The organism is Planktotalea sp., from assembly GCF_965659345.1.
Lineage (GTDB): Bacteria > Pseudomonadota > Alphaproteobacteria > Rhodobacterales > Rhodobacteraceae > Planktotalea.
Map to the genome: position 1 here is coordinate 154,466 of NZ_CBFHVK010000004.1, position 23,970 is coordinate 178,435.

Genomic DNA, 23,970 nt, shown 5'->3' on the forward strand with positions numbered 1-23,970 from the left:
CACCTACTCGTAACATGCATTGGGGGCCTTGTTCATGGACGTCTTTTCTTTGGCGGCTGAAACGCTTGTCACGCCTATCGTTCTTTCGTTTGTGCTTGGTCTTTTTGCAGCTCTGGTCCGGTCCGATCTCAGCATCCCTGAGGCAGTCGCCAAAGGCATGTCGCTCTACTTGCTTTTCGCAATTGGTTTTAAGGGCGGTGTGAGCCTTGCAGATCATGGCATTGATCTTACCCTTGGCCTGACGCTGCTCACGGGTGTTATCTTATCTGCTGCAATTCCGCTGATCGCTTATGTGGTCTTGCGTACGCTCAGCCGTCTTAGCGCGCTCGATGCCGCGGCAGTTGCGGGACATTATGGTTCGATTTCTATTGTGACCTTTGTGGCGGCGAGTTCTGTGCTGGACAGCCAAGGCATAGCATACGATGGCTACATGGTGGCTGTAGCGGCTGCGATGGAAGCACCTGCCATCTTGTCCGCGCTCTGGCTTGTCACGCGCTCAAAAGGTGGCGGCAAGATGGAGCCGGGGCTTTGGCGTGAAATTATGCTCAACGGCTCAATCGTGCTGCTGATCGGCTCATTCCTGATCGGCATGATCACGGGCGAAGAGGGCCTGAAAGAAATCGCGCCCCTCGTGATTGCACCGTTCAAAGGTGTGCTTTGCTTGTTCCTTTTGGACATGGGCATCATCGCGGGTCGCGGGTTGCGCAAGGGGCGTGGTGTGCTGGACGCCGGCGCACTGGCATTCGGTATTATCATGCCGCTACTTGGCAGTCTGCTTGGCCTTGGAGCAGCCGTTGTGCTTGGTCTGCCGCTTGGGTCTGCATTGCTGTTGATGGTACTAAGCGCCTCTGCTTCCTATATCGCGGTGCCTGCCGCGATGCGTGTGGCGCTGCCAGAAGCAAACCCATCCGTTTATCTCACACTCTCCCTTGGTGTGACATTCCCTTTCAACCTAGTCATCGGCATCCCGCTTTATTTAGCGCTTGCCAGTGCCGTGATCGGAGGCTGATCTGATGCAAACCCACAAAGCTAAACGTGTTGTTATAACGATTGAGAAAATAATGCTCTCTCGTCTGACAAATGCAATCGAAAAGGCGGATGTATCCGGTTATTCCATTCTGCCTGTCTTTGGTGGTTCTGGCCGCTCCGGTTCTTGGACGCGCGAAGACAATCTTGGCCGCGGTGATGGCATGGTTCAGGTCATTTGTATTATTAAGCCAGAGCGCTTGGACACACTGCTCGACTCCGCCTTTGAAGTCGTTGACCGCCATATTGGCGTTGTGACGATCACCGATTGCGAAGTGCTGCGAGCAGAGCGGTTCTAGTTGAATTTTAATTGATGTGACTACTTGGCCAAAGTGTAAGCGACGTTCGCATTCAGAGAATGATCCAAACCACCTAAATTGGCCATGATGCTAAAACGACGACACCCGCGCGCGCTGTAATTCCAGCAAGCGAACCGTGCGCGCCAAAGCACGCCGCTCTAGCAAAAGAAGCGCTCGTTTGTCACTGCTGTCTTCCGCAACAATTTTTTGCTCTAGCTCATCAATGCGGTACTGCGTTTCGTTGATTTCATCGGTGTAAGCGTGAAACTCCAAACCAGTCTCATTTGCGGCACGCAAACGAGCGATCTGGCTTGCAGGGCAAACAGGGCGTAGCTCATTGCCCTTCTTTCCTTCTGAATAGGCTTTCGCGGGGACACAATACGCAGGTAAGCCCCGTTGACGCCCCTTTTCCCAAAGACTTTGCACAGGGCGCACGCCGCTTTTTTCGCAAGCTTTCGCGTGGCTTTGCAAATAGTCACTGGTGCGCCCGTTTGTGCCGTCACGAAAGCCAATCTCTTCCCAATTGCCCGCGAGACATTCTTCCTTCGAGAGCGTTGCACAGCCTGAAACTGCGACAGACAACAACAGCATGAAAACAACGCGCATAAAGATATCCCTGAGTATAAAGCGTGATCAAACACTGCACGCGAACAGGATTGTTATGCAATAACACAACCCTTAAACGAAAAACCCCGCCCAAAAAGGACGGGGTTTCATCAGATCTTAGAACAGGGTGTTAGCCTTTTTTCAGCACACGATTGCCTAGCGTTTCCGCAATTTGTACTGCGTTCAAAGCAGCACCTTTTCGCAGGTTGTCAGAAACGCACCACAGGTTGATGCCGTTGTCGATAGTGCTGTCCTGACGGATACGCGAAATGAATGTCGCATAATCACCGACACACTCAACAGGTGTGACGTAGCCACCGTTTTCACGCTTATCAATCACCATAACGCCGGGTGCTTCACGCAAGATATCGCGTGCTTCATCTTCATCAAGGAAGTCTTCGAACTCGATGTTGATCGACTCCGAATGACCGACAAATACTGGTACACGCACACAAGTCGCTGTGACCTTGATTTTTGGATCAACAATCTTCTTGGTTTCCGCGACCATCTTCCATTCTTCTTTGGTCTCGCCGCTATCCATGAACACATCGATGTGCGGGATCACGTTAAACGCGATCTGCTTGGTAAAGGCTTTTGGTGGCTTGTCATCTGTCGGGTTGTAGATCGACTTGGTCTGATCCCACAACTCATCTGCGCCAGCTTTTCCCGCACCAGAAACAGACTGGTAGGTCGAGACGACAACACGCTTGATGCGCGCGCGATCATGCAAAGGCTTCAACGCAACAACCATCTGCGCGGTAGAGCAGTTGGGATTCGCGATAATATTCTTCTTGGCGTAATCATGAACCGCTTCGGGATTCACTTCCGGCACGATAAGCGGCACATCAGGATCATAGCGGTAGAGCGATGAATTATCGATCACAACGCAGCCCGCTTTCGCAGCAATTGGCGCGTATTTCTTGGTTGCCTCAGAGCCAACAGCGAACAACGCCATATCCCATCCCGTGAAGTCAAACGTATCCAAGTCTTTCGTTTTCAACGTTTTTTCACCAAAGCTGACTTCTGTGCCCATGGATTTTCGGCTTGCCAGAACGGCCAGCTCGTCCACTGGGAACTTACGTTCATCCAGGATGTTCAACATTTCACGGCCCACATTACCGGTGGCGCCAACAACGACGACTTTATACCCCATCGGGTTACTCCTTTACGGGTTTGAAAATGTGCGGGCGCACATCAACGCGGCCGCTATACGCCTATCTTGTGCGGTCGAAAAGGGGGACACGCTTTGAGGGCATGTATTTGTGACTTAATCGAGCCGATCTTCGCAAAATGCATAGATCACGAGGCCAAACACCAACAAAGCAGCATAGAGCAGAAAAATTGCATGATAAGAAACAGCGGGGCTCAATGCGTCGACAGATAGGTTGGCGTGCATCCGCCCAGATATCATCTGAACCAGTCCGACGCCCCCAATCCCGAAGAGGTTCATCAGGGTGACGCCGCGACCGGCAAGATGCGGTGGCACGAACGCTCGCCCGTGCGCCATCATCAATGGAAAAGACATGCCAAAGAAACCCACAAGGCTGAACAACAACACGGCCTCCCAATATCCACTGGCAAAACCCAACCCAAGGGCAAGACAGACAAGCGCACCAAAGCTATTGCCGCCAAAAATCGCCCATTTCCGCGTCCCAAGCAGACGATCCAGCGGACCATAACATAGCGTCCCAACAATCATCGCGCTCGCCATGATCAACGACGCGGTGCCAGCATTGCCACCAAAAATCTCCGTTACATATGGCCCGATCCATAATCCCCTTATCGCTCCTGCGGGCGCATAAGCGACAAACATCAGCGGAATAATCAACCATAGTGCAGGCATCTTCAGAAGCGTTAGGACAGAACCACCTGCGTCACTCTTGACCTGCTCAGGGTCTTTAATCGCAAAGAACAATCCTATCGCAATCAAGCCTGTTACACCTGCTAAAACAAACACGGTTTCGCGCCAACCAAACGCATCCACCGCAAGTGCAAGGGGCACGGATCCCGCAAGATTGCCCAATGATCCAACGCCAATCATCACAGATGCAAGCGTGGCAAACATTGCTGCGGAATAGACCCGTGCAAAGACGAAAAAACTCGCCATTAAGACAGGTGCACAGCCAATGCCGATCAACAGCATCGCAATATTAAGATGCAGCGGCGTTGTGGCCATCGCAAAGACCAGCGCGCCCCCAGCCCCACCCAAAAGCAATAGCGATGAAGCCGTGCGCCGTGGTCCCAATGTATCAAGCGCCCAACCAACCGGGATTTGCATCGCTGCAAAAGAGAGAAACCAAAGGCCCGATGCCATGGCAAGATCATCCGGCTTTGCGCCAATATCGGCACCAAGAACATCGGTCATAACAGCTAAAAAAGCGCGGTAAAACTGACTTAGCACATAGGCCAAACACAAAAGAAACAGACCCGCCTTCATAGTATTCTCACTTTTAATATTCAGACGCGTGAGTGTCAGAGAATACAGGCGTCAGCAAGCACGCCGCGCTCAATTCCTCTTTCGAAAAATATCCCGTGGGGGTCCGGGGGAGCAGCGCTCCCCCGGTTAATCGGATTGCGTTCGCAATTCGAAAACACCTTGTCAGTCGTTGTCTTCACCCAATTTCGGTGAAGGCCGATCTAAGGCAAGCTCTGCATTTGAGAATATATAAGGCGCGCGCACACCTGGAATGCCACCCAGCTCGATCTGCATACCCCGCGCTTTGATTTGCGGATCATCCAACATCTCGCCCATATCATTGATCGGACCTGCTGGCACGCCTTGAGCTTCGCAAGCTGCAAGCAACTCAATCTTCGACATTTTTGACGTTTGCTCGGTCAACAACCGTGTCATCTCATCCCGATTGGCAATACGGTCTGCATTTGTCGCAAAGCGTGTTTCAAATCCCATCCCTTCAACACCAAGCAAAGCACATAAACGTTGGTATTGAGGGTCATTGCCCGTCGCGATGATGATGTGACCGTCTTTGCAATCAAACACCTGATAGGGCGTCAAATTCATATGGGCATTGCCCATCATGCCAGGTGCATCACCAGTCGCCAGATAGTTCATCGCCTGGTTCGCAGTTACGGCCGCGGCTACGTCTAGCAAAGCCATATCAATGTGTTGTCCTGTGCCTGTTGTATGCCGCTGATGCACTGCAGCAAGAATACCAGACACAGCGTAAACGCCCGTAAAGATGTCTGTGATGGCAACGCCAGACTTTTGCGGCTGACCTCCGGGTTCACCGGTGATCGACATCAAACCAGACATGCCTTGAATGATGAAATCATACCCTGCGCGGTGCGCATAAGGGCCAGTCTGCCCAAAACCCGTGATCGAGCAATAGATAAGTGCTGGAAACTCATCTTTGAGCGAAGCGTAATCAAGGCCGTATTTCGCCAAGCCACCGACTTTGAAATTCTCAATCAAAATATCTGCATCCGCAATCAGCGCTTTCAGCTGCGCTTGCCCTTCAGCGTTGCGAAAATCAATGGTGACAGATTGTTTGCCACGATTACAGGCATGAAAATAGGCAGCGGATGTGTCGCCCTCACGTTCTATGAACGGAGGACCCCAGCGACGCGTGTCATCACCTGCTGGGGCTTCAACTTTGATCACCTCGGCCCCCAAATCGGAAAGTGTCTGGCCAGCCCAAGGGCCAGCCAAAATACGCGCCAGTTCGACGACTTTCAGACCTTGGAGCGGCGCGCTCATTCGGCCAGTTTTTCGTCAATGATCGCGGAAAAATCTGCGTAGTTCATGTTGGAATATGGTTCACCGTTGATCAAAAATGATGGCGTTGAGCGAATATTATCGCGTTCCGCATTTTCCTGATACCAAGCAACCAGCGCCTGCGCATTGTCGGCGTCCTCTAGGCAGGCATCAAGCGTGTCGTTATCTAGACCACCTTTCAGACCAATCTTGCGCAACTCAGCAACAATCGCCGCAGGATCACCTGCGCGCGACCACAATGATTGCTCTTTGTAGATCAAATCCGTCATGCCAAAAAAGCGATCCGGCCCAGCGCAACGTGCAATCATGGATGCCCAAAGACCAAAGCGGTCGAAATAGACTTCGCGGTAAACAAACTTCACTTTACCCGTATCGATGTAATCTTTCTTTAGATCCTTGTAGGGACCAGCGTGAAACGAAGCACAGTGTGGGCACGTAAAGGATGCGTATTCGATGATCTCGACTTTTGCATCTGCGCTACCTTGAACCATGTCGGGGATTTCGCTCTCTTGAGCGGTGGCCACTGTCAGGCTCATCATGACCGCAACTGCGGCAGAAAATAGGGTACGAAGCATTCGGCTTCTCCTTAGGTTTTTGATTTGGTTAATACGTTTTGTGCAAGTCGCTCAAGAGCCGCGCGTAAGTCATCGCTTTTTACACCGCCCGCTGATTGCGCTGCGGCTTGTTTGATTTCCGGTGTTGGTTCGGGCTTTTTGGGCGTCACTTCACGCTCAAAAACAGCACGACCTTCTGCAAAACCGATAGGTGCGGTTTGTGTGATTTTGATACGGCTGATCGCGTTATATCCATAAACAGCGTTAACTTTGGCGCGAATTTGTTCTTTTTGCATTTCCAAGATCGGCGCGTTCGCGCCGGTCGTAAGAAGCGTCAAGGACGCCCCGAAACCTTGGCGACCGTAGCTGACATTCACAGGACGCGCGATTGCGGCAATGTCCTCACCTACAACTTCTTCCCAATGGGTCAGCAAACGCGATTGTGCAAAACCACGCGATTCAGACGCCTTACGGATACGCTGCGTAAGCAGGCTCGATGTACGAGCGAAACCTTTAGAGGTTGCACGGCGTTGCGCCATAGGGTTTGTCCTGCCTTGCATCTTACGATTCCAGCCTATCTTAGAGCGCGGGGCGAGAGGTGCCAGCGAAACCATCCATTAAGGTATATAAAGATTGCGTGAACCAGTTGATCCTTTAACGCTTTTACAGTGGTACGATCGCCATGCCCGCATGATGCCTTGGCGGGTCAGTCCAAAGGATCGTCGCGCTGGTGTGATGCCAGATCCCTACCGCATTTGGATGTCAGAAGTAATGTTGCAGCAAACGACAGTTGCAGCCGTGAAAGAGTATTTCGTCCGTTTCACGAACCGTTGGCCAACTGTGCGCGATCTGGCTGCTGCAAAAGATGCCGATGTCATGGGTGAATGGGCGGGTTTGGGGTATTATGCGCGCGCGCGCAATTTGCTAAAATGTGCACGTGTTGTTGCAGAAGAATACGACGGCATCTTTCCCAATACACACGATGAACTGCTAAAATTGCCTGGAATTGGCCCCTATACGGCGGCAGCCGTGTCTTCGATTGCTTATGATTTGCCCGAAACGGTTCTTGATGGCAATGTAGAGCGCGTGATGTCGCGACTTTATGACATTCACACTCCTTTGCCCTTATCAAAACCAGAATTGATGGAGCGTGCAGAGGCTTTAACACCTCAGACGCGCGCTGGTGACTATGCTCAGGCCGTGATGGACTTGGGCGCAACCATTTGCACGCCAAAGAACCCCGCTTGCGGGCTATGCCCTTGGCGAGATCCCTGCAAAGGACGCTTGGCCGGAACACATGTAGAATTACCAAAGAAGGTACCAAAGAAGAAAAAACCTATCCGTCTAGGTATCGCTTACGTGGCTCGACGCGTTGATGGCGCCTATCTGCTAGAGACGCGACCAGATCAGGGCCTGCTGGGCGGAATGCTTGGCTGGCCCGGTAGTGAGTGGATCGAAGGGACGCCTGTTGAAGCACCGCCGATGAAAGCGCAGTGGAAAGTGTTGAATGAGGAAGCACGTCATACATTCACTCATTTTCATCTTAGGTTAATTGTAAAAACTGCACTTGTTCCGATGGACCGCGCGGCAGATGTGGGGGAATTTGTGGCGTTAGAGGACTTTCGTCCTTCTGATCTCCCAACTGTGATGCGCAAGGTCTTTGATTTAGCGGCAGGCGGCAATAAAAAGACATCTAAAGAGGCACCAAGGAGCAGAGCAAAATGATTTCATCTGACGCAGCCGCGAAAGTTCAAAGTGCTTTACCGTTTTGGGTGTCGCTTCTCTTGATCCCCGCGATTTGGCTAGCCGCATATGTCGGCGGTTGGTGGGTTCTAATTCTCCCAGTGATAACCTGGTATTTGTTTTCCGCACTCGATGTTGCAGGAGGCTTAAACCTAGAGAATGTAGACCCGGATACCGATGATGAAAATCTGTCGCTTTATATATTGCTCACCAGCCTTTGGGTGCCTGTTCAGTTTCTGACGATCTTTGGCTTGATCTATTATGTTGGTCAGGCCGCGCACTTAGGCACATGGGAAAAAATCGGATTGTTTTTTAGCGTAGGTGTCGGAACTGGGACGATTGGAATTAACTATAGCCACGAATTGATGCACCAAAAGAACAAGCGCGAGCGGTTCTTGGCGGATGCTTTGCTCGCTATGGTTCTTTATTCGCACTTCCGATCAGAACATTTGCTCGTACATCACCGCTACGTCGGAACACCGCGTGACCCTGTTACGGCGCGCTACGGAGAAGGGTTTCATCGCTACTTCCCACGTGTTCTGCGCCAATGCTGGCTGTCTGCGTTCGGTGCAGAAAAAGCAATGCTTGCGCGTAAAGACTTGCCATGGACAGATTTCAGCAATCCGTTCTTTAAATATTGGGCCTTACAAGTTGGGTTCTTAGTTCTTGCGGTTTTACTTGGCGGTCTGACGGGCTTACTGCTATTCATCTTCCAAGCCTTCATCGCAATCTGGCAACTAGAGCTGGTAAATTACGTCGAACACTATGGGTTGACGCGAAAGCACCTAGGCGATGGCAAATACGAGCATGTGCAGCCACGGCATTCTTGGAACGCAGCGCATCAGGCCTCAAATTGGCTCTTGATCAATTTGCAGCGACATTCAGACCATCATTATAAACCAGATCGCCGTTTCCCGCTGTTGCAGACCTACACAGAAGCAGACGCGCCGCAGTTGCCATATGGGTATCCTGTGATGACAATGGCGGCGCTTTATCCGCGTTTATGGAAGCGGATCATGAACCCGCGTGTGCAGCGCTGGCGCGAGATGTATTATCCTGAAATCACCGAGTGGCGCGCGTATAACAAAGCGTTGAATCCATTGCCGAAGTAGGGCTTGCGCCGCGTTCCGCGTCGCTAAGGAAGGGGGCCAGCCCCCTCTTGGCCTTTGGCCAATTCACCCCCGGGATATTTATAGAGAGAGGAAGCTAGGGCGTTTTGCTTTTAATCTCCGGTGGGTTGGGAACAGCGAGATAATCAGCCGCTGGAATCTTTACCAGTGATTTGAGATGAAGCGCAGCTTTGTCTTCCGGCGCAAGGCGCGAAATCGCGTTCTGCACTGCTGAGAAAATTTTTTCAGGGTCGTTGGTTTTGGCAGTGATCAGCGGCAGCCCCGGTGTGGGTGAGGTCCATTCCAGTACACGCAAGTGTTTGGCAAACGCTTCGTATTGCGTAATCAAACGCCACGTCATGCCATCAAGTGCTGCAATATCCGCGCGGCCATCAGCCACAGCGGCTGCAGAGATATTGTGAGAGCCTGTTTGCAAAAGCTTATCAAACCAAACGCCTTTGCTTGTCGCATGTGCATAGGGGGCGGCGTAGCCAGATTGTGAATGGGGTTGGTTAAATGCGAATATCTCGTTTTTGAAATCTGCCAGCTCCTTGCGCGGATCGTCGGCGCGCACGACAAATGGACTGCGATAGTAGCCCGACTCACACGCGGGAAGGCCATAGTCGGGAGTACCAACCAACGTGACCTTGTCTTTCAGATGCAAACGGTAGGGCATGCCGCAGGTTTGACTAAGGACAAGATTGGGGTTTTCCCAAACCTCAAAAGCTGGAGCGTTCTGGGAGAGCGTTTCAGGGGTGTCGATGCCCACGTCTGCAAGTTCTTCGCGGATCAGCGCCCAATAGCGAGAATGTGCACCCTCAAGCTCAGGGCGGGCATACATCATCAGGCTGGCAATCATTGTTGCGACTTTCTTAGACAGGAATCAGTTAGCCGTTTAAGATCAGATCGCTCGCCTTTTCACCAATCATAATTGCAGGCGCATTGGTATTGCCGCTTACGATTTCGGGCATGATGGAGCAATCTGCAACGCGCAGTCCTTCGATGCCATGCACGCGCAATTTATCATCCACAACTGACATCGGATCGCTGCCCATTTTGCAAGTGCCCGTGGGGTGGTAGATTGAAGCCGTGTTGTTGCGCACCCAATCGAGCGTTTCGTCATAATTGTCCATGTCTAGGGAAGCGTGCGGGCGGAACTCTTGCGAGATCTTGGAGGCAAGTGGTTCTTGACGCGCAATTCTGCGTGCAATGTTGACGCCGGCGACAGCTGTGCGGCAATCAGTTTCTGTTGAGAGATAATTGGCGTGGATCTTGGGGTAATCCATCGGGTTAGAACTGGCGAGTTTGATCTCACCCTTTGATTCTGGGCGTAGCTGACAGACCGACATCGTGAAGGCAGAGAACTTATCTGCGCCCTTACCCGGATTTTCGGCTGAAAGCGGTTGAACATGGAACTGGATATCTGGCGTTTCAAGATCATCACGGGTCTTCAGAAAACCAGTCGCAAGGCTGGCAGCCATCGTCATTGGGCCTGAGCGCGACGTGATGTACTTTAGGCCAATCTTGGCTTGGCCAAACATAGAGCCGACTTCATCATTCAGCGTTGGTTCATGACATTTATAAACGAGCCGCGCTTGCAAATGGTCTTGCATATTCTTTCCCACACCTTTGAGCGGCACGACGACCTCGATACCATGTTGCGCGAGTTGCTCAGGATCACCAATGCCGGAAAGCATCAAAAGCTGAGGCGAATTAATTGCGCCACCGGAGATCACAATCTCTTTGCGCGCTTTGACGATCTGATCTTTGCCAGAGCGGTCTTTATACCGAATGCCACTCGCGCGCTTACCCTCGAAGATAATGTTCTGTGCTTGGGCGTGTGTGACTATCGTCAAATTCTCGCGCGACTTCGCAGGACGCAAGAAAGCCGCTGCAGAAGAACAGCGCAGACCGTTCTTGGCTGTCAGCTGAAAAAAGCTGACTCCCTCTTGATCCGCGCCATTGTAGTCAGGGTTGAACTTGTAACCCGCCGCTTGCGCCGCTTCGATCCATGCATCTGTAATCGGGCGTTGAATGCGCATGTTGGAGACAGAGAGCTCGCCGCTATCGTTATGAAACTCGTCTACCCCACGCTCATTGCTCTCTGAGCGCTTGAACAACGGCAGGACATCGTCCCACCCCCATCCAACGTTGCCCATCTGACGCCAGCGGTCATAGTCCTGTGCTTGACCACGGACATAAAGCAATCCGTTAAGCGAAGATGAACCGCCCAAGACTTTGCCACGGGGCCATTCAATCGAGCGTCCATTCAAGCCTTCGTCAGGTTCCGTTTTATAACACCAATCAACTTTAGGATTATGAATGGTTTTGAAGTAGCCCACGGGAATGTGGATCCACGGGTTGTTATCTTTGCCACCCGCTTCGAGCAGAATCACGCGATTCTTAGGGTCTGCGCTGAGGCGATTGGCGAGGACACAACCGGCAGAACCAGCCCCTACGATGATAAAATCAGCCTCCACGACGAGTCCCTTTCAAACTTAATTCAAAAAAACTCTATGCAGATTACAAATTGTAAGCTAGCCTTTTTTTGAAACAAAACGTCTCAATAATCATCAATAGGGAGAAAATGATGGGAACGAGTGATAAAATCAATCACCTGACGCGTCGTGACTTGTTTAAAGTTGCGGGTCAGTACGGCATGAGCTCGACGCTTATGGCGGCGGGTGCATTCGGTGGCGCGATGAGCCTTGCAAACTTGGCTTCTGCAGCTGAGTCCACATATGAAAAGCGCTTTGCGAAAGAGCCTAAGCACACGCTTAAGTTCGGTGCGGCTGGCTTTAACGCTCGCAACCTTCTGATCGAACGCGCTGGCGCTTTGGAATTTGCTCGTGACCTCGAATCACGCTCCGATGGTGAGATTCGTGTTGAGTTCATCGGCGACAACCAAATCTGTGGTCAGGTTTCCTGCGTTGAGAAGTGTCAGCAGGGCATCGTAGACATCTACGCGGCCTCTACACAGAACTCTGCGGGCGGCGCGCCGTACCTCAACGTTCTGGATTATGCGTACCAGTTCCGTACACGTGCGGACCAGTATCACTTCCTCTATCACCCTGAGTCCCAGCGCCTGCTGCGTGACCCATATGAGAAGCGCCACGGTCTGAAGTTCCTCTTCTCTCATGCTGAGCTTCGCGGCATCCAGCTGGGTCTGAAGTGGGAAGATAAAGAGACTGTCACATCTGTTGAGCAGCTTGCTGGCACGAAGAACCGTGTAACAGGTACACAGCTTGGCCGTATCGCCATGACTGCGATGAACTTGAACCCAGTTCCAGTTGCTTGGGAAGAGACGCTTGACGCGCTTAAGACAGGTTTGATTGACGGTGCGGAGACATGGTCTTCTGCGGTTGCTTACGCAAACATGAGCCCTGTTGTGTCTCAGTCTGTTTATCTCGACTTCTTCTGCGGTACAGAGCACACAGCGATGAACGCAGGCGTCTTCGACAGCCTCTCCGGCGAATTGCAGGACGTTGTCATGGAAAGCTCCTACTGGGCGCAGACACATGTTCAGGCAGCAAACGAAGCAGCGCTTGTTAAGACGGTTGGTGTTTCCGATCCGATCTTGCCAAACACAATCTTCGCGAAGAACAACGTGCGTAACGCGTTCCTCTCCAAAGAAGAGAAGCGTAAAGCTGAAGAGATGTGCTCACCTGAGTTCCAGCCTCAGCTTTGGGAAGAGTGGCGCGAGCGTCTTAACGGTTGGTCCGGTGGTCACGACACATACCAGGACATCTACAACATCTCCCGTGAGATCGACGAAGATACGCTTCCAGAGAACGTTGAGCCACGTCGCTGGTGGAAAGCATAAGTCTAAATCGGCTTATCGACTAAACGAGCCGGTCCAAGGAATTTGGGCCGGCTTTCTTGTTCCCAGAGCGCGAAAAAGCGCCATAGTGGGCGAACATAATTCATAAGGGAGGGTGCCAGATGTCAATCTGGTCAGACATGTCGATGATCGTCAGTGCGACGCTCAGTGGCGATATTACATTTAAAACCGTGCAGGCCTATCGCTCTGAAGCAGCTTGGTTTGTGTTCGGGCCTTTGACACTATTAGGTGCCATCGCGTTTTACTATCGCGAGCGTTTCGCCGAGCGCCTCGAAGAGCGGCTTGGCTATTCCGCGACCAAGATCACGCACCCTATCATTTCCGTTCTTATTCTGCTTGGACTGCTAGCTGCATTCTTGCCGCCAATAAACGCATTGTTAGGCACGCTGACTTTGGGTCTTCTCCCGATCTTGGTGGTCTTTGGCCCCATCCTATTGATCATGTTCGAGCGCACACCAGAACGTACAATCGTGATCTACGCCTACATCGTCATGGCGACGATCATCTTTGTTGGTGTGGTCCAGCGTTTTGTCTTTTCCGTGCAGGTGCCTTGGTCCACGACCATTCCACCGCTGCTCTTTATGATCATGGCTTGGTTCGGCGCAACGTTTAACATTCGCCTGCGCACGCACCTGAGCTTTTCCGAATTCCGCACAAAATATGGCCCCAAAGGCCAGCTTTTCTGGCTGACATTCGACAACTTCCTATGGCTCGTTTTCTGCGTCATCTGCGTCACAACAATGTCGCGCGTAACAGTGAACACTTACGACAACTTCGCGATTGTTCTGGGCACAGACGACACAATGCGCTGGTGGTTCTTGGCCACAATGCCTGTGTGCTTCATCTTGCTTGCGACACGCGCAATCGAGAACGTGATTGAGGACCTCGCCAACTACAAAGCAGGTGAGCCACTCATCAAACAAGCTGTTATCGGGGGGGATGTATAATGGCCGATTCAACTATCATTACGATCATTTCATTGGCCTGTACGTTCCTGTTTATGATGGGAACACCGGTATTGTTGGTGATTTTCTACTGGGTCATCGGCTGTAGCTTTGTGATTGAGCTAACGCTGGACAACACAGGCGGCGAACTCTTGAACGTGTTCAAGGACGGTTTTGCCTTGCTTGCGATGCCACTCTTTATTCTAACGGGTGACTTGATCAACAAATCAGGTATCGCCAAACGATTGTCCGACTTCGCATACTCCTGCCTTGGCTGGATCCGCGGTGGTCTGGCGATGGCGGCGATTGGCGCTTGCGGATTGTTCGCGGCGATCTCTGGTTCCAACTCAGCAACGACAGCAACCATCGGTTCCATGTTGCACCCTGAAATGGTCAAAGGCGGCTATGACGAACGCTTCTCGGCAGCGACTGCTGCGGCGGGCGGTACCGTGGGTATCATTATTCCACCGTCGATCATCTTCATCGTTTACGGCTTCCTGATGAACTTGCCGATCTCTGATCTGTTCATCGCGGGTATCGTGCCGGGTTCCTTGATGGTTCTCGCTATGATGGCGACGTGTTTCGTCGTTTGCTCTATCAACGGTTGGGGCATCATCATCGCACTGTCATTCAAGCGCGTCTTGAAAACGGCAGTCGGCGCATGGCTTGGCTTCTTCGCAATCGGTCTGGTTCTTTGGGGGATTTACACAGGTAAATTCTCACCCACGGAAGCGGCGGGTGTGACTGTTGGCTTTGGTATCATCGTGGCCCTTGCCAGTTATCCGCTGAACAAGATCATGGGCACGACTGAGGAAACACCAATCGAGGAACGCTCCATCAGTTCGATGTTCGTTGTTGAAGGCTTCACGCTGAAAGACATTCCATCGGTTGTTGTACGCTCTGCTCAGATCTCTGGCATCTTGGCACCGCTGATTGCTGTGTCTGTTGTGATGCAACAGATTCTGTCGCTTCTTGGTGCACAGGAAGTCATCGGCGGGTTTGTGACCGGCATGGGTGGCTATTACCCTGTTCTGTTCACGGCAATGGCGATTGTTTTCGTGGCTGGTATGGTTCTTGAATCCCTGCCTGTGACGATCATTCTGGCACCGATCTTGGCGCCTATCGCAGCAAGCGTTGGTGTTGATCCGATCCACTTCTCGGTGATCTTCCTTGTCGGAGCCTCCATTGGCTTTATCACGCCACCCTACGGTCTAAACCTTTATGTCGCATCCGGTGTAACTGGGGTTCCGTATTTCAGACTGCTTCGGTACTCTACACTGTATCTTGTGGCATTGATCACCGTTTGGATCACAGTCGCACTTGTCCCAGATTTGGCACTATACTTGGTGCCAAGTAGATAAAGAGTTCTGATGCCTGACGACCTTCAAAAAACGCAAGAGACGCAGATTCCCACGAACCTGCGCCTTTTGCTAGTGGTTGAAGAGATCGCCAAAGCAGGGACACCTTTGAAGCCTATGCAGCTCAGTGCAGCGCTTGGGCTTCCTAAACCAACCATCCACCGGCTTTTGCAAACCGCAGAGGCCGAAGGATTTCTACAACGCGATCTTGATGGGCGTTCTTATGGGCCGGGTCCGCGACTTCGCCAGATCGCAGTGCATACAATGTCGTCCGAACGTCTGCGCACGGGTCGGCTCGCAATTCTGAAATCCGTTGCCGAAGAGATTGGTGAAACTTGCAACCTCGCCACGCCTGATCGCGAAGGGATGACTTATCTTGATCGTGTCGAAACAAAATGGCCCCTGCGCATTCAGCTTCCTATCGGCACGCAAGTACCATTCCATTGCACTGCTAGTGGCAAAATGTATCTCTCGACTCTGCGCGAAAGTACCTTGGATGCTGTTTTGAACTCTCGACCGTTGAAAAGCTTGACCGAGAAAACCATCGTTTCACACGATGGATTGCGACAAGAATTGGCTGACACACGAAAGCGTGGATACTCGCAAGACGATGAAGAGTTTATGTTGGGCATGACAGCTATCGCCGTGCCAGTGAACGACAGCACAGGCCGCTTGATGGCGACTTTATCCGTTCATGCGCCCGAACAACGCCATTCGGTCGCGGATTTGGCGAGGTTTTTGCCGGACCTCGAAAATGCGGCAGAGAAATTGTCAGAATTGCACAGCAATTAACTTACGGGCGCCGCGCCGCCTGCTTCAGTAGCCTTGGCAATGTATTTCTTTAGATCACCAACTGCTTCGCCATCCAGCTTCAAATCATTTGGCTGCGCAAGAATATCCTGCCAGATTCCAGTCGCACGGGTAGTCGCATCAAGTTCACCGCGTTCTTGCCACGTGCCGTAGTTGGAATAATCCGCAACAAGGGGCTCATAAAACTCGGTTTGATACCGCTCCATCGTGTGTGGTGTGCCAAAGAAATGTCCGCTCGGCTGCACTTCGGCTATGGCATCAAGGCCAAAGTCGGCACCCGCAGTCTCGCCCGCAGCGCAAAGCTCTGCCACCATCTGCAGCACTTCCATATCTGTGATCAATTTCTCGTAGGACACGGTCAAACCACCCTCAAGCCAACCCGCGGCATGGATGATCACGGTCGCCCCCGCCATAAGGCACCCCCATGTGCCAAACTGCGTTTCATTGGCCGCCTGAACATCATTGAGGTTCGCCGCACTTCCCGAAGCAGAGCGCCAAGGCAAACCGATCAAACGGGCAAGTTGTCCCGCCGCCAAAGACGCGCGAAAATGTTCGGGCGTGCCAAAAACAGGTGCGCCTGACTTCATATGAACATTAGACGTGAATGTACCGTAACACACAGGTGCCCCCGCATTGCTAAGCTGGGTTAAAGCAATTGCGGCGAGCGCTTCTGTGTGGCTCAGCGTAATCGCCCCTGCTACCGTGATAGGGGCCATCGCACCCATCAACGTAAAGGGCGTCACGATACTGAGCTGACCTGCCTTCGCAAAATCGATCAAGCCTTGCGCCATTGGAATATCAATGGTGCGCGGTGAATTGGTGTTGATGATCGTGTAACATTGCGCACCACTGGCGAATTGAGCATCTGATAATCCACGAAAATTACGCAGCATTTCAAAACTTTGTTCTACTTGCGGGGTGCCACGCGAAAACACGAATGGAACTTTGTCCGTAAGTGTCATCTGCGCTTCCATCGTCGCGTAGTGACGCAAATGGATTGGAATATCCTGCGGTTCAATCAAAGGCGGGATCATGTGCATGACATCGAAATGCTGGGTCAACCGCGTGAGATCTTGGTAGTCTTGCCAAGTGCCTGGGCGACGCCCTTTTACCCGATCCGTTGCGTGGGGTGCACCGGCACCAGGTTGAAAGACCAGACTGCCCAGTTCAAGAACGATATCACGATCCCGCGCACCACCTTCAACTGCGATCGACTTGGGCGCACTTGCGAGAGCTGCCTCGATGATCTCACGACCAATGAAAACCATCTCAGTGCTGTCATCGACCTTCGCGCCACCTGGTCGAAAAATGTCACGCGCCTCGGGTAAGAGTACTTTGATGCCTAGAGTTTCAAGCATGTCCAAAGCCGCATTATGCATTTGCGCAATATGATCGTCGCTGAACGCTTTCATCGGTGGGAAAGGGTTTTTCAAATTGCGATAGTCAACTTTGCGCTTTGGCGTCGCATCAGCAGCACGCCGTGCTTTGCGTCCCTGCCTCACACGCGCATCGCTTTGCCAGCAGGGTCATAAGGCGACGGCGCAATAACTTTTGCCGCGCGCTCAACACCGACAATATGCACACTAAGCTCAGCGCCGATATTAGCACTACCAACATCTACCAACGCCATTGCAAAGGACTTTCCAAGCGTGTGGCCGTAGCCACCAGAGGTCACAAATCCAACCTTCTTGCCCTGATCCCAGATGGGTTCATAGCCACTTGCGTCTGCACCATCCGCGTCCACCTCAAGGGTGACTTGGACCTGTGCAGGGCCATTGCTGTCACGCTCTGCAATCGCAGCGTCGCGGCCTACAAAACCGCCTTTCTCAAAGTCGATCCAACGATCCATCGCGGTCATGCCGGGCGTATAGCCTTGGGTGAATTCCGCAGACCAAACGCCATATGATTTCTCCAAACGCAAACTCATCATCGCGTTAAAGCCGATCTCTTTGATGTTCAGATCAGCGCCAGCCGCCAACAGGGTTTTGCGCAGCGTGATGTGATCGCCCATGCGGCAATGAATTTCATACCCCAGCTCACCCGTTACCGACATGCGCCCAACCTTGCAGCGCAGCATACCGATATCAAACGTGCCACATCCCATGAAAGGCAGCGCACCCACAGGACCGTCACTCAGCTTTTCGATAACCTTGCGTGCATTCGGGCCAGAGAGTGAGAAGCCACACATTTCATCGCCCAAGTCTTTCACCTGCACATCAGCGCCCATGTGATCGTCAAACCAGCGCATGTGCCAACGGCGCAGGTAGTAACTGCCCATGATCCACCACGTGCCATCACCCCAGTTGAACAAGGTAAGATCGCCTTTGAGACGACCATCCTCGCCCAGCGCGACAGCCAGTCGGGATCTACCTGGCTTGGGTAATTTAGTCGCAAAAATGGTATTGAGCCACGCCTCGGCGCCATCGCCCGAGACTTCAAAGCGAGAAAAGCCTGAGATATCCAAAAGACCGACATTTTCGCGCACGGCTTTGCATTCTGCATCGACAATATCAAATGCGTTCGAGCGTTTGAGCGAAGGCGTTTCTTCAAACCCTTTGCCCCCGAAATATAGCGGCACTTCTAAATCCCAGCTTTGACCCCACTGACAACCCGCTTCCGTCATATCACTATACGCAGGCGCCATTTTCAAAGGACGACCCGCAGGAAGTTGCTCATTGGGATAGGTCATCACGAAACGGCGCGTGTAGAACTGACCCGTTGTCTCTTTGATGTATTGCTTGTTTTCTGCCCAGATACCGTACCGTGCGACATCCATACCGTAGACATCCGCCTCCGGCTCGCCATTGATGATCCACTCTGCAAGCGATTTACCGACACCGCCGCCTTGCAAGAAGCCCGCCATAACAGCGCAAGCACACCAATAGCCACGCTTGCCCGGAACCGGGCCAACCAATGGATTTCCATCAGGTGAGAACGTAAACGCGCCGTTGACCCATGTTTTGACACCCACATTTTGCAAGTCTGGATAGCGTTCAAAGCCTAAGATCAGCTCTTTCTCGATACGATCCGTATCTTCTTGTTGCAGCTCGAAACCGTATTCCCAAGGTGCGCCGTCCATCATCCAGTGCTGATGGTCAACTTCATATATGCCAAGCAACAGACCTTTCTGATCTTGCCGCATATAAGTAAAACCTTCGAGGTCTACGGTCATTGGAACCTCGAAATCCAGTTCTTCCAGCGTAGGGATGGTATCGGACACCAAATAATGGTGATTGAGCGGTGACACAGGTAGCTCAATGCCAGCCATGCGCCCAACTTGCTTGGCCCAAAGGCCAGCAGCATTGACCACATGTTCGCAGGTTATCGTGCCCTTCTCAGTCACAATTTCCCAGCCTTCAAGGGTCTGGTTCAATTCCAGAACACGGTTGTGCTCTACAACTTCAGCGCCATATTTTTTAGCGGCCCCTGCATAGGCATGTACTGTTCCAGTCGTATCAACATATCCTTCGCGATCTGCCCACATACCACCAAGCAGACCCTCACCTGACATGATCGGATTAAGCTCCACCGCTTCTTCGACTGAAACCAGACGACAGTCCTCAATCCCGATAGATTGGAAAGTGCGATACGCAGATTGCAACCATTCCCAACGATCTGGCGTGCCCGCCATTGTCAGACCACCTGTCATGTGCAGCCCAATGTTTTGACCACTTTCTCGCTCGATCTCGCTGAGCAGATCAATCGTGTAAGCCTGCAGTTGCGCGATATTTGGGTCGGCGTTGAGCGCATGAATGCCACCTGCGGCGTGCCAAGACGAGCCAGCTGTCAGAACAGAACGTTCAATCAGACACACATCAGACCAACCCATTTTTGCTAGGTGATACAGAACAGAGGTGCCAACGACGCCCCCACCAATAACAACAACTCTGTAATGAGACTTCATGATATGGCCCTTTTCAAACGTCGCTTTCAGTGGACATGTTCAAAGGTCGTCTGCTTCCACTCTAATCCAAAAACGACACATGGCGTCGCTAACTTTTCCTCCACGCTTCAGGCGTTTGACCGCTCCACGCGCGAAACGCCCGAAAAAATGCGCTGGGTTCAGCGTAGCCCAATCGATTGGAAATCTCGCTCACCGGTAGATGGGTTTCGCGCAAGAGCGTCTGCGCGCGCTCCCGTTTGAGATCGGCCTTGAGGCTGCGATAGCTATGCCCTTGCTGCGCGAGCTGACGTCGCAATGTCGCCGCAGACATATCAAGGCGCCGCGCAAGATCTGGCAACGTCGGCCAGTCCATTGGTTCTTCTGCCTTGAGCACTTTCATCACAGCGCTCACCGTTCCCTCATTGAATTTGTATCCTATCAAAAACGTCCCCGGCGCAGCGCGTAGGAAACGCTTCAAAGCAGCCTCGCTTCGGTTCACGGGCCGCTTGAGATAACTCGCGTCAAATCGGAGCGCGCCAATCGGTGCTTTAAATTCGACAGGCGCGCCAAAAAATTGGCGGTAGTCTTTTTTGTGCCATGGCGCGATGCATGTAAAACTAAGCGATTTCAACGGGATACGTGCATCAGCCAACCAGCAGGTTAAACCATGCAAAATCACCCAATAAGTGCGATAGGCAAAGGCACTGCGGTTGTTTCGGCTATCATGAAGCGTGATTTGAGCCGTGCCTTGGGTCACATCTAGTGTGCCATAAGGCTCATCAATCGCAACTTTGAGAAACCTCAGCGCACGCTGCAAAGCGACTTCGACAGTGGGCGCGGCACGAACAGCATGGGCCATAAGGGTGAAGCTGCCCGGGCGCATCGGGCGCGCGGCGTTGCCGAAAAACTCATCGTTCATCGCCTCCGCTATTCCAAGCCACAAGCGACCAAACGCCTCTGGACTAACCTTCCCACCACTTGGGGCATCAATCTGTGCCTGTGCGAGAAGTGCAGCGATATCAACGTTGCCACGCCGTGCGCAGTCAAGTGCTTCACTGACAAATGCGTTGGAAATGAACGTTTCAGACACGTGAATATCGCATGGTATAATAGCTCACTCATTTGGACTTAATTGATCATAGTTTGCCACTTTCACCTCGTCTATAGTCACGCGACACACCGCAAAGGAACGCACCCATGAGCGCCATAGACCCAATCGTTATCGTCTCTACCGCACGCACACCTATGGGCGGATTTGAGGGTGATTTCGCCTCCGTGACCGCTGCTGAACTTGGATCTGCTGCGATCAAAGCCGCTGTTGCGCGCGCAGGTATCGCCCCTGAGGATGTCGAAGAAGTCGCCTTTGGCAATGTCTTGAGTGCAGGCCAAGGCCAAGCTCCTGCTCGACAGGCTGCTCTAGGCGCGGGCCTTCCTCTTGGTGCGACGTGTACGACCCTGAACAAAATGTGTGGCTCTGGCATGAAAGCCGCGATGTATGCCCATGATATGTTGGTTGCTGGCTCCGCTGATGTGATCCTGGCGGGAGGAATGGAGAGCATGTCAAATGCACCCTACCTGATGCCCAAAGCGCGCGCAGGTTTGCGCATGGGTCATGCCGAACTCAAGGATCACATGTTCTTTGACGGGCTAGAGGACGCATACGACAAGGGACGCCTCATGGGGACATTTGCAGAGGATTGCGCTGAAAGTTTCCAATTCACCCGTGATGCACAGGATGATTATGCATTCGCGTCGTTGGATCGCGCAGTCGCCGCAATTGACGGTGGGCATTTCGATGCAGAAGTCACACCCGTTTCGGTCAAGTCCCGCTTTGACGAAGTGCTGATAACAACCGATGAGCAACCCGCAAAAGCCAAACGCGATAAAATCCGCAAGCTGCGCCCCGCCTTTCGTAAAGATGGTACAGTGACAGCAGCGAACTCCTCTTCGATCTCCGACGGTGCCGCTGCACTGATTATGATGCGCGCATCAGAGGCGGAAAAACGAGGGCTCACCCCTCTCGCACGTATGGTAGGACACGCAAGCTATGCGGACAAACCAGGGCTGTTTCCGACTGCGCCGATCGGCTCATTGACGAAGTTGGCAGACAAAACTGGATGGGCGTTGTCTGATGTCGATCTGTTTGAAATCAACGAAGCCTTCGCAGTCGTCCCGATGGCAGCGATGCACGCACTAGATTTGCCACATGATAAAGTAAACGTGCACGGCGGTGCCTGTGCCCTTGGCCACCCCATTGGAGCATCCGCCGCGCGCATCATGGTGACGCTCATCGGCGCTCTACAAGCAAAAGATATGAAACGCGGCATAGCCTCCGTCTGCATTGGCGGCGGCGAAGCAACAGCAGTCGCATTGGAGATGATGCAATGATCCTGAACGAAACCCAAGACGCGATCCGGGAAATGACCCGCCAATTTGCACAAGATGTGCTTTGGCCCACTGCGCATGAGCGTGACCGCACAAGCGCCTTTCCACGTACAGAAATCGATCAAATGGGGGAACTTGGCCTCATGGGCATGTTGGTTCCCGAAGAATACGGCGGCTCTGAAACAGGCGCTGTCGCGTATGCTTTGGCGCTTGAAGAAATCGCGGCGGGCGATGGCCCTGTATCTACAATTTTGTCTGTGCATAGTTCTGTCGGCTGCGTACCAATTTTGAATTACGGGACAGAGGCGCAAAAACAAAAATACCTGCCTAGATTAGCAAGCGGCGAATGGGTTGGCGGCTTTGCATTGACCGAACCGCAGGCAGGCTCTGACGCCTCTAATCTTCACACGACCGCCGTGCGCGATGGAGATCACTATGTGCTTAACGGAGCCAAACAGTTCATCACCTCTGGCAAAAATGGCAGCATGATCATCGTTTTTGCTGTCACGAACAAAGACGCAGGCAAACGCGGCATCAGCGCTTTCATAGTTGAGACAGATACGGCCGGCTATGAAGTTGTCCGCGTGGAGGATAAGCTGGGCCTGAATTGCACCGATACGTGTCAGTTAGCCTTCAATGATATGCGCATCCCTGCTGAAAATATGCTGGGCGAAGAGGGCCAAGGTTACAAAATTGCGCTCGCCAATCTGGAAGGCGGGCGCATAGGCATCGCCGCGCAAGCAGTGGGCATGGCGCGCTCCGCGCTAAAAGCCGCGCGTGATTACGCGACAGAGCGCACTGCGTTCGGCACTGCCATTGCCAACCACCAAGCCGTTGGTTTCAAATTGGCGGACATGGCGACGCAAGTGGAAGCAGGGCGTCAACTCGTCCTAAACGCAGCCGCATTGAAAGAGGCGGGCACCCCCTGCCTCAATGAAGCGTCCATGGCGAAGCTTTTCACCTCAGAAATGGCAGAACGTGTCTGCTCAGATGCGATCCAAATTCATGGTGGGTATGGCTATTTGTCCGACTACCCTGTTGAACGCATTTATCGCGATGTACGGATCTGCCAAATTTATGAGGGAACCAGCGACATCCAACGCCTTGTCATCGCGCGAAACTTGGATCAGGTCGCCTGATCCTCGCTTTTATCCTTAGCAAAATCTCGTTTCACAAACGTCTCAACGCCGCGCTTGATGTCCTCGATCTTGGCTTTGGGGCCGCTCAAGTCAGACGTTTTCGCTACAACGATGTTGCCACTTTTAAACAAGGGTTTCGCGGCGCGCGCTAGCCCACCAAACAGGGGCGCACGAACGACACCATTCGCCACCATGCTTGCATAAAGATCCGCTGCGACAGCTTGTGAAACACCAAGCTGTTGCGCAAGCAAAGCAGGCGATGTCCTGTTTTGTGCGCGCGCGATTGCGACCGCCCAAGCATACAAAGGGCCCGTTTTTACAGCGCCCGTCGCCTTCGCTGCTACAGGAAGCGGCATGGCCGCCGCCATAGCGCCACCAATGAGAGTTGTATTGAAAGTTCGTCTATTCATACTGATGATATGGGGACGCCACCCATCAATTGCGAGTCACTCGCAAAAACTTCTGCCTCTTTCACTAAATATCCTCGGGGGTCTGGGGGTGAAACCCCCAGCCGGTCGGAATGCTCAAGCAATCCGAAAT

The 23,970-nt window shown here is 52.5% G+C and carries 22 protein-coding genes; 10 read left to right on the forward strand and 12 right to left on the reverse strand.

Annotation, left to right across the window (positions count from 1 at the left end):
• Positions 1-34 precede the first annotated feature (34 nt).
• Together ACTG3Z_RS04395 and ACTG3Z_RS04400 are read left to right on the forward strand one after the other, a co-directional pair.
• A complete protein-coding gene (locus tag ACTG3Z_RS04395) occupies positions 35-1,009 on the forward strand; it encodes a sodium-dependent bicarbonate transport family permease (protein WP_439141483.1) in 975 nt (324 codons plus the stop codon).
• 4 nt (positions 1,010-1,013) lie between these two features.
• A complete protein-coding gene (locus tag ACTG3Z_RS04400) occupies positions 1,014-1,325 on the forward strand; it encodes a P-II family nitrogen regulator (protein ID WP_375264831.1) in 312 nt (103 codons plus the stop codon).
• Between the two features lie 90 nt (positions 1,326-1,415).
• On the opposite strand, the gene ACTG3Z_RS04405 is transcribed toward ACTG3Z_RS04400, so the two are convergent.
• The 6 genes from ACTG3Z_RS04405 to ACTG3Z_RS04430 all read right to left on the reverse strand — a co-directional run bounded on the left by ACTG3Z_RS04405 (position 1,416) and on the right by ACTG3Z_RS04430 (position 6,757).
• Positions 1,416-1,931, reverse strand: a complete 516-nt coding sequence (locus ACTG3Z_RS04405; RefSeq protein WP_439141485.1) for a DUF2799 domain-containing protein — start codon at positions 1,929-1,931, stop codon at positions 1,416-1,418.
• A gap of 130 nt (positions 1,932-2,061) precedes the next feature.
• The gene (locus tag ACTG3Z_RS04410) at positions 2,062-3,084 is read right to left on the reverse strand and encodes an aspartate-semialdehyde dehydrogenase (protein WP_439141486.1); all 1,023 of its coding nucleotides are present in this window, start codon (positions 3,082-3,084) and stop codon (positions 2,062-2,064) included.
• Between the two features lie 114 nt (positions 3,085-3,198).
• A complete protein-coding gene (locus ACTG3Z_RS04415) occupies positions 3,199-4,368 on the reverse strand; it encodes an MFS transporter (RefSeq protein WP_439141487.1) in 1,170 nt (389 codons plus the stop codon).
• 162 nt (positions 4,369-4,530) lie between these two features.
• Positions 4,531-5,646: a CaiB/BaiF CoA transferase family protein gene (locus ACTG3Z_RS04420; protein WP_439141488.1), complete on the reverse strand. Its 1,116-nt coding sequence runs from the start codon at positions 5,644-5,646 to the stop codon at positions 4,531-4,533.
• The gene (locus ACTG3Z_RS04425; RefSeq protein WP_439141489.1) at positions 5,643-6,239 is read right to left on the reverse strand and encodes a DsbA family protein; all 597 of its coding nucleotides are present in this window, start codon (positions 6,237-6,239) and stop codon (positions 5,643-5,645) included. Before ACTG3Z_RS04425 ends, ACTG3Z_RS04420 begins: the two co-directional genes overlap by 4 nt.
• Before the next feature lie 11 nt (positions 6,240-6,250).
• Positions 6,251-6,757, reverse strand: a complete 507-nt coding sequence (locus ACTG3Z_RS04430; RefSeq protein ID WP_439141490.1) for a DUF721 domain-containing protein — start codon at positions 6,755-6,757, stop codon at positions 6,251-6,253.
• 151 nt (positions 6,758-6,908) lie between these two features.
• Here ACTG3Z_RS04430 and ACTG3Z_RS04435 point away from each other — a divergent pair, with 151 nt between their 5' ends.
• Positions 6,909-7,943 carry an A/G-specific adenine glycosylase gene (locus tag ACTG3Z_RS04435; RefSeq protein ID WP_439141558.1) on the forward strand — a complete coding sequence of 345 codons (1,035 nt, stop codon included), beginning with the start codon at positions 6,909-6,911 and terminating at the stop codon, positions 7,941-7,943.
• Complete coding sequence (locus ACTG3Z_RS04440; RefSeq protein ID WP_439141491.1) at positions 7,940-9,073, forward strand: alkane 1-monooxygenase; 1,134 nt, start codon at positions 7,940-7,942, stop codon at positions 9,071-9,073. Before ACTG3Z_RS04435 ends, ACTG3Z_RS04440 begins: the two co-directional genes overlap by 4 nt.
• 94 nt (positions 9,074-9,167) lie before the next feature.
• Here ACTG3Z_RS04440 and ACTG3Z_RS04445 read toward each other — a convergent pair whose 3' ends face one another.
• A complete protein-coding gene (locus ACTG3Z_RS04445) occupies positions 9,168-9,929 on the reverse strand; it encodes a phosphate/phosphite/phosphonate ABC transporter substrate-binding protein (protein WP_439141492.1) in 762 nt (253 codons plus the stop codon).
• Positions 9,930-9,957: 28 nt separating this feature from the next.
• The gene (locus ACTG3Z_RS04450; protein ID WP_439141493.1) at positions 9,958-11,550 is read right to left on the reverse strand and encodes a GMC family oxidoreductase; all 1,593 of its coding nucleotides are present in this window, start codon (positions 11,548-11,550) and stop codon (positions 9,958-9,960) included.
• A gap of 110 nt (positions 11,551-11,660) precedes the next feature.
• On the opposite strand from ACTG3Z_RS04450, the gene ACTG3Z_RS04455 reads away from it, so the two are divergent.
• From ACTG3Z_RS04455 to ACTG3Z_RS04470, 4 genes are all read left to right on the forward strand, one after another.
• On the forward strand, positions 11,661-12,893 hold the full coding sequence (locus ACTG3Z_RS04455) for a TRAP transporter substrate-binding protein (protein ID WP_375264842.1): 1,233 nt from the start codon (positions 11,661-11,663) through the stop codon (positions 12,891-12,893).
• Between the two features lie 119 nt (positions 12,894-13,012).
• Complete coding sequence (locus ACTG3Z_RS04460) at positions 13,013-13,858, forward strand: TRAP transporter small permease (RefSeq protein ID WP_439141494.1); 846 nt, start codon at positions 13,013-13,015, stop codon at positions 13,856-13,858.
• Positions 13,858-15,216, forward strand: coding sequence for a TRAP transporter large permease (locus ACTG3Z_RS04465; RefSeq protein ID WP_439141496.1), 1,359 nt, complete (start codon positions 13,858-13,860; stop codon positions 15,214-15,216). Before ACTG3Z_RS04460 ends, ACTG3Z_RS04465 begins: the two co-directional genes overlap by 1 nt.
• A 9-nt stretch (positions 15,217-15,225) precedes the next feature.
• A complete protein-coding gene (locus ACTG3Z_RS04470; RefSeq protein WP_439141497.1) occupies positions 15,226-16,005 on the forward strand; it encodes an IclR family transcriptional regulator in 780 nt (259 codons plus the stop codon).
• On the opposite strand, the gene ACTG3Z_RS04475 is transcribed toward ACTG3Z_RS04470, so the two are convergent.
• The 3 genes from ACTG3Z_RS04475 to ACTG3Z_RS04485 all read right to left on the reverse strand — a co-directional run bounded on the left by ACTG3Z_RS04475 (position 16,002) and on the right by ACTG3Z_RS04485 (position 20,996).
• Positions 16,002-17,525: a trimethylamine methyltransferase family protein gene (locus ACTG3Z_RS04475; protein WP_439141499.1), complete on the reverse strand. Its 1,524-nt coding sequence runs from the start codon at positions 17,523-17,525 to the stop codon at positions 16,002-16,004. The two genes, ACTG3Z_RS04470 and ACTG3Z_RS04475, sit on opposite strands and share 4 nt — an antisense overlap.
• Positions 17,522-19,927, reverse strand: a complete 2,406-nt coding sequence (locus tag ACTG3Z_RS04480) for a GcvT family protein (RefSeq protein ID WP_439141500.1) — start codon at positions 19,925-19,927, stop codon at positions 17,522-17,524. Before ACTG3Z_RS04480 ends, ACTG3Z_RS04475 begins: the two co-directional genes overlap by 4 nt.
• An 88-nt stretch (positions 19,928-20,015) precedes the next feature.
• On the reverse strand, positions 20,016-20,996 hold the full coding sequence (locus ACTG3Z_RS04485) for an AraC family transcriptional regulator (RefSeq protein WP_439141501.1): 981 nt from the start codon (positions 20,994-20,996) through the stop codon (positions 20,016-20,018).
• Between the two features lie 107 nt (positions 20,997-21,103).
• Between ACTG3Z_RS04485 and ACTG3Z_RS04490 the strand changes: the two genes are divergently transcribed.
• Complete coding sequence (locus ACTG3Z_RS04490; RefSeq protein ID WP_439141503.1) at positions 21,104-22,294, forward strand: acetyl-CoA C-acyltransferase; 1,191 nt, start codon at positions 21,104-21,106, stop codon at positions 22,292-22,294.
• Positions 22,291-23,430 (forward strand): acyl-CoA dehydrogenase family protein, encoded by a 1,140-nt coding sequence (locus tag ACTG3Z_RS04495; protein WP_439141505.1) that lies wholly within the window; start codon positions 22,291-22,293, stop codon positions 23,428-23,430. Before ACTG3Z_RS04490 ends, ACTG3Z_RS04495 begins: the two co-directional genes overlap by 4 nt.
• On the opposite strand, the gene ACTG3Z_RS04500 is transcribed toward ACTG3Z_RS04495, so the two are convergent.
• Positions 23,418-23,786, reverse strand: coding sequence for a hypothetical protein (locus ACTG3Z_RS04500; RefSeq protein WP_439141506.1), 369 nt, complete (start codon positions 23,784-23,786; stop codon positions 23,418-23,420). The genes ACTG3Z_RS04495 and ACTG3Z_RS04500 overlap by 13 nt on opposite strands.
• Positions 23,787-23,970: the final 184 nt, after the last annotated feature.